Source organism: Desulfogranum aggregans (genome assembly GCF_055398265.1).
In genome coordinates this window covers 2,049,644-2,060,897 of the sequence record NZ_AP042447.1, presented here as the reverse complement: position 1 = coordinate 2,060,897, position 11,254 = coordinate 2,049,644, and the positions used below count along the sequence as shown (strand labels likewise).

10 protein-coding genes are annotated in these 11,254 nt (G+C 51.8%); 6 read left to right on the top strand and 4 right to left on the bottom strand.

Features of this window, described 5'->3' with window-relative positions; translation table 11 throughout:
- The first annotated feature begins 27 nt into the window (after positions 1-27).
- Together ACZ52Z_RS09315 and ACZ52Z_RS09310 are read left to right on the top strand one after the other, a co-directional pair.
- The gene (locus ACZ52Z_RS09315; RefSeq protein ID WP_464270463.1) at positions 28-402 is read left to right on the top strand and encodes a PilZ domain-containing protein; all 375 of its coding nucleotides are present in this window, start codon (positions 28-30) and stop codon (positions 400-402) included.
- 149 nt (positions 403-551) lie between these two features.
- Entirely contained in the window at positions 552-1,997 is a 1,446-nt protein-coding gene (locus ACZ52Z_RS09310) for a DUF4139 domain-containing protein (RefSeq protein ID WP_464270462.1), read from the top strand.
- Positions 1,998-2,070: 73 nt separating this feature from the next.
- On the opposite strand, the gene ACZ52Z_RS09305 is transcribed toward ACZ52Z_RS09310, so the two are convergent.
- The gene (locus tag ACZ52Z_RS09305) at positions 2,071-3,363 is read right to left on the bottom strand and encodes a citrate synthase (RefSeq protein ID WP_464270461.1); all 1,293 of its coding nucleotides are present in this window, start codon (positions 3,361-3,363) and stop codon (positions 2,071-2,073) included.
- A 377-nt stretch (positions 3,364-3,740) separates the two neighbouring features.
- On the opposite strand from ACZ52Z_RS09305, the gene ACZ52Z_RS09300 reads away from it, so the two are divergent.
- Positions 3,741-4,418: a hypothetical protein gene (locus tag ACZ52Z_RS09300; protein ID WP_464270460.1), complete on the top strand. Its 678-nt coding sequence runs from the start codon at positions 3,741-3,743 to the stop codon at positions 4,416-4,418.
- Positions 4,419-4,503: 85 nt separating this feature from the next.
- On the opposite strand, the gene hflC is transcribed toward ACZ52Z_RS09300, so the two are convergent.
- The 3 genes from hflC to ACZ52Z_RS09285 all read right to left on the bottom strand — a co-directional run bounded on the left by hflC (position 4,504) and on the right by ACZ52Z_RS09285 (position 7,718).
- Positions 4,504-5,442, bottom strand: coding sequence for a protease modulator HflC (gene hflC / locus ACZ52Z_RS09295; RefSeq protein ID WP_464270459.1), 939 nt, complete (start codon positions 5,440-5,442; stop codon positions 4,504-4,506).
- Positions 5,443-5,476: 34 nt separating this feature from the next.
- Complete coding sequence (gene hflK / locus ACZ52Z_RS09290) at positions 5,477-6,700, bottom strand: FtsH protease activity modulator HflK (protein WP_464270458.1); 1,224 nt, start codon at positions 6,698-6,700, stop codon at positions 5,477-5,479.
- A 100-nt stretch (positions 6,701-6,800) separates the two neighbouring features.
- A complete protein-coding gene (locus ACZ52Z_RS09285; protein WP_464270457.1) occupies positions 6,801-7,718 on the bottom strand; it encodes a rhomboid family intramembrane serine protease in 918 nt (305 codons plus the stop codon).
- Positions 7,719-7,912: 194 nt separating this feature from the next.
- Here ACZ52Z_RS09285 and ACZ52Z_RS09280 point away from each other — a divergent pair, with 194 nt between their 5' ends.
- The 3 genes from ACZ52Z_RS09280 (at position 7,913) to ACZ52Z_RS09270 (ending at position 11,208) form a co-directional block, all read left to right on the top strand.
- Entirely contained in the window at positions 7,913-8,842 is a 930-nt protein-coding gene (locus ACZ52Z_RS09280; RefSeq protein WP_464270456.1) for a Tim44 domain-containing protein, read from the top strand.
- Between the two features lie 166 nt (positions 8,843-9,008).
- Positions 9,009-9,755: a glycosyltransferase family 2 protein gene (locus ACZ52Z_RS09275; RefSeq protein WP_464270455.1), complete on the top strand. Its 747-nt coding sequence runs from the start codon at positions 9,009-9,011 to the stop codon at positions 9,753-9,755.
- A gap of 4 nt (positions 9,756-9,759) precedes the next feature.
- A complete protein-coding gene (locus ACZ52Z_RS09270) occupies positions 9,760-11,208 on the top strand; it encodes a nucleotidyltransferase family protein (RefSeq protein WP_464270454.1) in 1,449 nt (482 codons plus the stop codon).
- Positions 11,209-11,254 lie beyond the last annotated feature (46 nt).

The window sequence follows — 11,254 nt, the reverse complement described above, 5'->3', positions numbered from 1 at the left end:
CAAGACGTAACCTTTTGATCGCACAGAATGAGAGACAACCCGCCGCACAGTAACAGTAGAAAAGAGCGGCGGAGACATCCTCGCTATACGGCCAAGGACAGAACCTTTGCCTTTTGGGGAGCAACACCCTATGTCATAGTCGATATCAGCGAATCGGGTATGGCTGTCAACTATATTGCCCTCAGGAACAAGCCTGCAGCTCCCTATTTTTTTGACCTTTTTCACCCCCCAAGGCGTGCCTATCTTCCCGCTATTCCAGGCAAAATCATTGCCGAAGTAGCTCCCGATCCCATCCCCATGTTTTGCACCCTCCAAACCAAGCGACTGTGCATACAATTTGACCCCCTGACCGCCACACAACAATCATTGCTCCGCTCATTCATCCGGCAGGTTAAACGGTAGGAATGTGTTAACGTGATGGTTTCGCGTTGAGTATGTGTTTTTTTACGGTGTGTGGAGTACATACTGCCATTATTCGAGCAACCTTTGGCTGAAAGTGTGGTATTTCTTTTGCTGTAGCCGAAGATACTTCATTTAACAGGAGCAACGTTATGGTAATGCACATTGTGGCTGCACTTTCTGTTTTGGTTTTGTGGACGGCGAACGCTGTTGCCGCTGTCGGCGCGGCTGGAACAGCAGAAGTGCTGACAACTCAGGAGGATCAGCAGGATCTTCGCCTCACCATTTATACTACCGATCTTGCGTTGGTGTATGATCAGCGGCGTCTGGTGCTCGATAAGGGGGAATCCACGGTGGCCTTTCGCGAGGTGAGCAGCAAGATGCGACCGGAGACGGCTTTACTCGCAGCCGATGGTCTCCAGGTGTTCGAGCAGAATTTTGAGTATGATCTCCTCTCGCCCCAATCTCTGCTGCGGAAATATGTAGGACGCACGGTGCTGCTTGCCACAATGAATCCGGTGAGCGGCGATGAACGACTTGAAGAGGCACAGGTACTCAGTGCGCTCAATGGTCCTATTCTGCAGACCGCCCAACATATCAGGGCCAAGGGAAACAGCCAAATTTTTTTCCCCGATGTCCCGGCTGATTTACGGGACCGGCCCACCCTGACTATGCAGATTGCTGCTGCCAAACAGGGTGAAAGACTGGCTGCCCTGACCTATCTCACTACCGGATTGTCCTGGCGGGCCGACTATGTTGCGGAACTCCAGGCTGGAGAGAAGCGGCTACAGCTGAACGGTTGGGTAACCCTGAATAACAACAGCGGCGCAACCTATACCGATGCCCAGCTTCAGTTGGTAGCCGGTGACGTACATACCGTACCGGTACAGCAGCAGGGGCTCCAGCGGGCAATGGTTCAGGCCATGGCGGAGTCGGCAATGCTTGCTGATGATATGGGTGAAGAGTCCATGTTCGAATATCATCTGTACAGCCTTGGACGACGAACGACCATCAAGGAAAACCAGCAGAAACAGGTTGCCCTGATGAAAGCCGACGACGTCGCCTACCGGCAGCAGTATATCGTGCGTGGAGCCCCCCACTATTACCATAGTGGAGTACGGGATAAGGCCGACAGGCAACCGGTTGTGGTGTATGTGGAGATGATCAACGATCACTCCAGCGGCTTGGGGAACCCTTTGCCCGGAGGCGTGATTCGGGTGTATACCAGGGATAGTAGAAATGCGCTTCAGTTTGTGGGAGAAGATACCATTGAGCATACCCCTGTAAATGAGAAGGTACGGCTTAAGCTGGGCAAGGCGTTTGATATTACAGCGGAGAAAACCCAGGTTGATTTTCAAAAGATTGCCGGAAATGCCGCACGGGAATACGTCTTTGAAAGCGAATATGTCCTTACCCTGAAAAATGCCAAATCCGAAACGGTAACCGTTAGCGTGGAGGAACCGGTTCCTGGTGACTGGGAACTCATCTCATCATCCATGCCGGCGAAAAAGGCGGCCGCAGGCCTGCTTGAGTGGGAGGTGCCGGTCGTCGCAGGTGGAGAGCAGCAGCTCCAGTACCGGGTTCGGGTCCGCATGTAGGCGTTTCCCTCCTGTCTTCAGGTTACGGCCCAGGAAACAGGAGGAATGTTTCAGTCAAGGGAGGCTGGCTCGATTAAGCTCGCTCTCCGAGCGGGGTAAAGATACGGGCCGGTTCACCGGTGTAGACCTGGCGCGGCCGATGAATCTTGGTTGCCGGGTCTTCCCGCATTTCTTTCCACTGGGCGATCCACCCGGGCAGGCGTCCCAGGGCAAACATGACGGTAAACATGTTGGTTGGGATACCGATGGCGCGATAAATGATCCCTGAATAAAAATCCACGTTGGGGTAGAGGTTGCGCTCAATAAAGTACTCATCATTGCGCACGATCTCTTCCAGAGTCGTAGCTATTTCAAGCAATGGGTCGGAAACGTCCAGTACTTTGAGAATACCGTCGCAGGCTTTTTTGATGATCATCCCGCGCGGATCGTAAGTTTTATACACCCGGTGGCCGAAGCCTGAAAGCCGGAACGGATCATTTTTGTCTTTGGCTTTGGCGATATACTTCTTGTAATCGGCGTTGTCGTCATAGATAGCTTGCAGCATCTGAATAACCGCCTCGTTGGCACCGCCGTGCAGGGGGCCCCACAGGGCGTTAATACCTGCAGAAATGGACGCATACAGGTTTCCGCCGGAACTGCCGACCAGGCGGACGGCTGAAGTGGAGCAGTTCTGTTCATGGTCCGCATGCAGGATCAGCAGTTTGTTCATGGCGGCGACCACTTCCGGCTGCACCGTATACGGACGAACCGGGGTGTCAAACATCATGTTGAGAAAATTACCGCAGTAGGAAAGGTCGTTGCGCGGATAGACGAGCGGGTGTCCAAGAGACTTTTTATAGGAAAAGGCGGCAATGGTCCGAATTTTGGAGATTAAGCGGCCGGCCGTATTATCGATATTGAGTAGAGGATCATCACCCATCTCCGGATAGTAGTTATGGAGGGTGTTTACCATTACCGATAAGATGGACATTGGGGACGCATTGGGCGGGAAATGATCAAAAAAGTGGATCATGTCCTCATGGAGGAGGGCGTACTCCTCTAACAGTGTGCGAAAGTGTTCGAGTTCTTCACGATTGGGCAGCTTATTGTGCAGCAACAGGTAGGCCACTTCAATAAAAAGACATTTTTCCGCCAGGTCCTCAATGTCGTACCCTCGATAGCGCAGGATACCTTTGTCTCCATCCAGGTAGGTAATGGAACTGCTGCAGGAGGCGGAATTTTTTGAGCCGATATCATAGGTTGTGTAGCCTGTCTTTTTCAACAGTTGAGAAATATCTATTGCTTTGTCACCTTCGGAACCCTTAAGAATAGGGAGTTCGAAGGTGCTGTCACCAATGATCAGTTGCGCATGGGTCTTTTTTTTCATAGTACCGGTATTGTTACAATTTTTCTGCAGATGAATGGTCACGCCGTGTGCCCTGTACGGCGGGCAACGGGATTGATGGAGCACTACAGATTACAAGGGTCACCTCGAAAAAAAGATGCGGCAGACTGCTGCTTCAGGTAATGTGTCGAGGTGGAATTTCGGTTCCGTTGCAGGAAAGAAAAGGCATCGTAAGTGGTTTCTTTCCCACGGTCGTGGTTGAGGCCGGCTTTGATATCAAGCGCGTACTATACTGTATTCATCGAAGAAAAACAAGCTCACATGTGATTCCGGCCCAAAGCACCGCACTTGGAGTATTTTACCGTGCGGTATGTTGAAAGCGGACGAGCGGTTGGTTGTCTGGAAAAAATGGTAAGGTTATGCAAGAAGAATTGAGTGAGGTCAGACGGGATATTAGACGGGCTATGGAGTATGCGGTGCCTGAGGGATATATGGACCAGGCCGAGGAGTTGCTGGATGTATACTATGATGACCGCATCGGCCTGACCGTACTGTATGAGTTCTATCGTACGTTGCCCGATGCCGTTGAAACGTGGGTCAATGATATCGTGATCATTGCCCGGCAGCGTGGAATATTTCTCTTGGGTACTATCACCGGAACCGGTGCCGGCTATCTTTACCTGGTCTCCAGCGAGGGAATTGAGTTCCAAGGAAGTATGGAGGATAAGTTCCTGGCTGATGAACTCCTTGATTTTTTCGAGTACGAGAGCCAGGAGGATTTTGGTCAGGCTTGTGCCAGTATTGAGCAGTTGAATTCCTATGAACCTTTACAGACCGATGTGGATACCTGCCCGGCTTGTCATGCTCTTACCGGTGAAGAACATGAATTGGGGTGTCCTGTGGAGGTCTGTCCCTGGTGCGGCGGCCAGTTGATTCAATGCAACTGCCGGTTTGAGCAGCTTGGATTGGACGCCATTACCGACGAGGAGGAACTGGAGGAATTCGAGACCCTGCTGGATGAGCGCGGACGCATTCCCTACTCCCCGGAGCAGCGCCCGAGCTTTGCCGATGAGGGGCCGGGAGTTGTGTTTGAGTAGTCGCGGGAGGAGCGGGAAACAAGTACAACAAAAAAGGCCGCGTCCGGATGGACGCGGCCTTTTTTGTTGTTGAAGAAAACTGCTTTTACTTCACTTCCACTGACTCCAGGTACTTGAACAGGTCCGATTCTGAGGAGAGCACCAGAGAGGTGTTGTTGGTAATGATATCCCGGTAGCTTTCCAGGCTTTTGATAAAGGCAAAAAATTCCGGGTCTGTAGAAAACGCCTCGCCATAGATTTTAGTTGCTTCCGCATCCGCTTCACCGCGTATTTCGGTTGCCTGACGATTGGCCGTTGAGGTGATTTCCTTCAGTTCACGTTCAACCCGGCCTAGGATCTCTGCTTTCCGTCCTTCACCGACAGATCGTTTTTCGGCAGCTATTCGTTTACGTTCGGAAATCATACGATCATAAACTTTCTCCCGAACAGAGTCGATGTAATTAACGCGTTTAAACATTACATCAATCAGTTCAATCCCATATTGAGGCGTTATCTTTGCTGCTGCCTCCAGGACCATATCACTGATTTTGTCGCGACCGAGCTCTGGGGGGGCGATCATGTCCCTGGCCTGATTGGTGGAGGTCACATAATCCGTCGTCCAGTCGGAACTGCGGATGATTTCGATCAGGTCATGCTTGTTGACCAGGTCGCGCAGGCTACCATCCAAGATGTCGTCAAGGAGGGATCGTGCACGATTCTCCGAACCCACAGCTTGGAGAAAGCGTAGCGCGTCCACTATCCGCCAACGGGCAGTGGTGTCCAGGTAGATAAAGGTTTTATCGTTGGTCGGGATCTGGTTGGGGGCACCGTCCCATATGAGTATTTTCTTTTCAAAGAAGCGGGCATTCTGGATGAAAGGCATTTTCAGCTTCAGGCCGGCTTCGGTGAGCGGTTCACCTACCGGCGCTCCGAACTGGGTGATGACGGCCTGCTGTCCTTCCTTGAGGATGAAGAATCCATCCCAGACAGTGACACCGAGGGCCACAACAATAAGTAATCCGATTATTTGCAGTAGTTTTTTCATGGTCTCGCTTATAGTTTGAGAGTCTGCCGTTGTACTATTCGGCCTGGGAGGTGGTGCCTTTTATTCCTTTGCCGGTCAGGTCAAGAAAAGGGATAACCGCCTGCTGGTTGTTATCCATCACATAAACCTGCTCTACATTGGGCAGAATATCCTGCATGGCTTCAAGGTACATCCGCTGCCGGGTCACTTCCTTGGCTCCCTGGTATTCTTTAACAATGGCCGCAAATCGGTTTGTCTCTCCTTTGGCTCGGTTAATGCGATCAATGGCATACCCTTTTGCCTCCTCAATGGTTTGCTTGGCGCTACCACGAGCTTTGGGAATTACCCGGTTGTAGGTCTCCTCCGCTTCGTTGACCAGCCGTTTCATGTCCTGGTCAGCAACATTCACTTCATTGAAGGCAGGTTTCACCTTCTCAGGTGGATTGATGTCCTGCAGCTGAAGGGCAATAAGATTTACCCCGGCCTCAAGATTGTCCAGCTCGCCCTGCAGTTCCCTTTTTGCATCAGCTGCCAGAATCTCACGATTACTGAGGACATAGTCGAAGTCCATGTTGCCGACAATCCTGCGAGTGACCATTTCCGAAGCATCCCGAACAGCCTGGGAAACATTGCGCACCTTGAACAGATATTTAACCGGATCGTTGACAATGTATTGGACGATCCATGCGACCTCGATAACATTTTTGTCACCGGTCAGCATCAGCGCTTCCATGTCAAACCCTCGTCGATTGAAGTTGCTTGATTTACCGGGGGTTCTGGTGCGAAAGCCGAACTCCTCTTTTCGTACAGCTTCTACGTTGACTTTATTCAGCTGTTCAATGAAGGGAATCTTGAAATGGAGTCCCGGGGTAGTCGTCCGGGAGTACTGCCCGAATCGCAGCATCACCCCTACTTCTCCCGGCTGAATGGTGTAAAAGGAGGAGTAGATCAACTGAAACAGAAATACAGCGCCCACGATCAGGACGATCTTACCCATTCCGGCAAACATTCCAGGGCCGCCGGAGGATGGCTTTCCTTCTTCATCTCCACCCTGGCCGCTATTCTTTTGATCGGAGGTGAAAGAGTCCCGGATCTTACGAATCAGTTCGGTGAGGAAATCCTCGGGTGAGGAGGGGCGTTTTTTTTGTCCCCAGGGCGGTTGTTCATTCATTGGCATGGAAAAGTACCTCTGGTTTTTCAAAGTGGCTGCAGGAACAGACAAACCGACCGCTGTCAGCCGTATCAACGTGGCGGAAAAAAGAGAAGGATCTGTCGTCATTCCTGCTGGGTGTAAGTTAAACGCCCATACTCTATGCACATTGCCAGTCGCCGTCAATCACGAATAACAAGAAAAACGGAGAAAGCAGACAGGCTCCAGCCTAAGGGATTCCTCCCTGCAGTGCCAGGGTCCAGCTGAAAAGAAGTACTGCTACAACCAGCAGAAAACAGAGGTTTTGCGCCTGCGCCGAAGCCATTATTCGTATCAGCTGCAGCATATTGCTCACGATGCCAAGGAACATGCCGCAGAGAAAGCCGAACAGATGGGCACCGATGTCGGTACGAGGTCCTTCCCCGCCCAAAAGGGCGAGCAGACCGGCGCCCGCACCCAGCGGCAGTATCAGCTGCCTGAGTGGTTCACGAAAAGGGAAGTGAAGGCGAATGCCGGTCAAGAGGCCAATTGCAGCGAATACTGCGGTAGAAAAGCCGACCGAAAGGTGCTGCTGCTCCCGTACCACTATATTAAGCAGATTACCGCCGGCACCGGCCAGCAGGAGGAGCAGCCAGCAGTAACCGTAACCGACCGAGCGACTGAGCAGGAGAATAATGTGTCCGCCGATCAGGCAATTGCCGACGAGGTGGACCGTGTCAGCGTGCAAGGTCAGGGCTGTGACCAAACGCCACCATTGATTGTTGTTGAGAATCGCCAGGCCGTCAATGGCGCCAGCCGAAAACCACAGGTTTCCTGAATACCACCCGCCGGTTATCCAGAAAAATACGGCAAGCAGGGCCATCAGGCAGAGAGTGATGTGGGGAGAGAAAAATTCCGGCTGCCAATGTTGCTCAGTTCTGGGCGGCCAGTTCCTGTTTTCCATGCGATAGGCTGCCAATTGCTTCCGGGCACTTTCTGCCTGTTCCTGGCTGACAAGCAGGACCTGATCAGCATAGTCGATGGTATGGTCAATATGCATGGCCGAAAGAACCAGGGAAAAGGTGTGCAGTTCCTCAGGGGAGCCGGTGGCTACGATAACCAGACCCTTTTTTCTTGTGGTGCTGTTTTCAGCAGAGTGGAATGTCATCGTGGTGCGGGGTTACAGTGTGGTAGTTTTGTCGACATTGCCTTGACCCGGGAGAAAAAGTCATTATCATTGTTGCAGTTCGGTTGGAGTTAATGTAAACACTCAAGTTTCAAAGCCCACATTTTAATTGTCGGCGTTGCATCTGAATCCATGACGGTTCGGAGTGAAACCAAAAACTACTACTCACACAAACAATGATGAAGCACCTCACAAAGTTAGCACCGTTGTTCCTGATTCTTTTCGGCGTGTTGTTTTGCGAAGCAGGGATAACCACAGACTATGCAGAGGCCCGTCTCAAGATGGGCGGCAAGAGTTTCCGTCGGTCTGCACCCAGTCAGAACTACAAGGCCCCTGCACAGACCAAACAGGCCCAGCAGGGCAATAAATCAGGCTTTGGCCGTGGTCTTGCCGGCGGTCTTCTGGGTGGCGCACTGGGCGGCCTCCTCTTTGGTAGTCTCTTTGGTATGGGCGGCTCCGGTTTCGGTATTCTCCCGCTGATTGTTCTCGGAGTTATCGGTTACTTTCTCTACAAGCGGTTTGTCACCCGGCCTGCTGGGTCCTCTTCTGCCGGTTATCAACCGCCACCGTTCGACAGGAACTCTTTTTCCGGAGCCCCTGCCGACCAGGCTCAAACCACTCCCCCTCCGGTTCCTCCCATACGAGATGCCGATCCTGTGGAAAGCGGATTAACCGAAATCCGCACCACTGATCCGGGATTTGACGAGAACTACTTCCTGGAAGTCGCGTCAGACGTTTTTTTCAAGTTGCAGGCCGGCTGGATGCGCAGGGAACTGGATGGTTTTCGCCACTTGATCGGCACCCAGCTTGCCAGTGAATATGAAGAGCACTTTGCTGAGATGAAGGCAAAAGGGCACATCAATAAACTGGAGAGTATCGCCATCAGGAAGGTAGAAATTGTTGATGCCGGTAAGCAGGGAAACGAAGATTTCGTGACCGTCCTGTTCACCGCCAACCTCCTCGATTACACCGTGGATGACCAAACTGGCGATGTGGTCGAGGGGAGTACCAGCGAGCCAGTCAAATTTGCGGAAAAATGGACCTGGGCAAGACCGGAGCGCACCGAAGAATGGAAACTTGAAGGAGTGGAAGTGGTCGAAGGCTGAGCACTTCCTCTTCCCATCCGGTAAAGCTGCATGCCGTTATTCGGCATGCAGCTTTTTTTTTCCTCCCAAGCCTTACTAAGAGCAAGCAGAAAGTGAGCAGGCGCCTGTTTTTCCGCCGATGAGCAACTAATTGGGTTGTGGGCGCGGGCGATTATCGCTAGGATAGGTGATTTTCGGGCGTCAATCGACCCTGCTCAACGATCCATCCTTTGCCTATTACACTACCATGCAAGAGACCACTACTGAATATATTGACGTTATCGTTCCTGTGTATAATGAAGAGGAGATTCTGCCGGAGTTTCATCGGCGGGTGACCGCGCTGAACCTTCCGCTTAACCTTATTTATGTGGATAATGCCTCTACTGATTGTTCGGTGGAGATCATCGCCGGTTTTGAAGGGGCATCCCTGATCCGTCACCAGACCAACGAAGGGTATGGCGGGTCACTCCTGGATGGTATTGCTCAGTCAACCAATGAAAAGATCGTCATTATTGATGCAGATTGCGAATATCCGCCTGAAGCCATCCCGGAATTGGTCGAGCAGCTCGATCACGTTGAGGTGGTCTATACGAGCCGATTTTTGGGGGGCAGGAATCGGTTCATGCCGCGCACCAAACGATGGGGCAATCAGCTGATCTCAGCCTTGTTCAATCTGTTGTTTGATCAGCAGGTGACTGACCTGTATACCGGCTGCAAGGCCTTTCGGCGTTCGGCGCTGTACGAAGTCAAGCTTACCCGAAAAGGGTTTGAACATGTTTTGGAACTGGGAGTGGCTTTTGCCCGGAGAAAAATAGACATCAGAGAAATAGGGGTTGAGTTTACCCCCCGTCACACAGGTGAGGCGAAAATGCAGCACCTGTCTGAGACCCTGAAATATCTGTACCTCACTTTCTTTTATTTTTTCACCAGGTGATGTCATGGGAAAGCTTACCGGGCTGATACCTGCAGCCGGCAAAGGCGTGCGTGCGCGCCCCTACACCAGCATGGTCCCCAAAGGAATGCTTCAGGTGAACGGCAAACCCAACCTGGAGCGGATTATCTGTCTGATGCGCGACCAGCTGGGAATTGATGAAATCTATATGACAGTCGGGTATCTCTCCCATGTCATCAAGGAATATTTTGGAGATGGCTCCAGGTTTGGGGTAAAGCTGCACTACGTCGATAACCATGAGCTGGACAAAGGGTTGGCGTGGTCTATTCTCCTGGCAGGACGACAGATCCAACAGCCCTGCTGCGTGATGCTCAGCGATGAATGCTATGTCGGATCAAACCATTGCGAACTGCTTGGCATTGACTATGACCGGGCGATTGCCACCTGCACGGTGATGGATGCCGACGACACCAAATTGATTAAACGGAACTATTCGGTACGTAAGGAGGGGATAACAGCCCTTGGTCTGGTGGAAAAACCCCAGGTGCTGGAAAACAACCTGCTCGGGTTGGGAACGTTTATCCTGACACCGGAATTTTTTCCTCTGCTTGAGGAGGCCTTTGCCCGTTCTGCTGAAGGGTACGTCGAGTTTGTCACGTTTCTGGATTCCCTGTGTAGCCATGAGCGCGGGGTGCGTTGTTTTGAGATCAAGGGCACGTATGTCAATATCAATGATCGGGACAGCCTTAATCTTGCCGGGTACTACGAACGCAATATCACCTTTGCCGACAACCACATTACTCTGCTCATCTACTCCGAGGGGGTGGAAGAGAATATAGATTTTACCATTAACCGATATCGTCGAAACAGCTCTATTGCCGATATTTATGTTGTCGCACCGCTAGAGAATGCGGTGGAGGCAAAGGTACGTTCATGCGGCGCCACCCTCATTTCCTGTCCGCCGGAAATAACCTTGTACGGAGAAAAAATGCTTTATGCCCTCGACCGCATGCCTGGTGATATCATCGTCATGGCCGAGGCAGACTACACTTTTCCGGAACATGATATCTGTAAGTTGCTGCAGTATATTCGGGAGGCAGACATGGTGGTCGGAACCCGGACCACTCGTCAGCTTATCGAGCAGGGCTCAGACATGCGCGGACTGGTAAGAATAGCCAATGTTCTGCTGGCAAAAATTATTCAACTGCTCTGGTGGAAGCGTGAAGTAAGGATGACCGACGTAGGATGTACGTTTAGGGCCATGTGGCGATCCTGCTATGATGATCTCCGGCCCCGTCTGCACGGCAAGGGGCCGGAACTGCTTGCCGAGATGGCGGTGGAGATCCTGAATGATCGCAAACGGTTGATCGAGGTTCCGGTGAATTACTACAATCGGAGCACTGTGTTGTTTACAAAGTATCGAAATCGAAAAACGTTCCTTCGGATTCTACGGATGATTTCCGTCAAACGGCTGACCGCCCATAAAAACGGGTGACCGTACGCCCTGGTCATGCCGGAATGTCAACGGGGGGAGGAGCCGG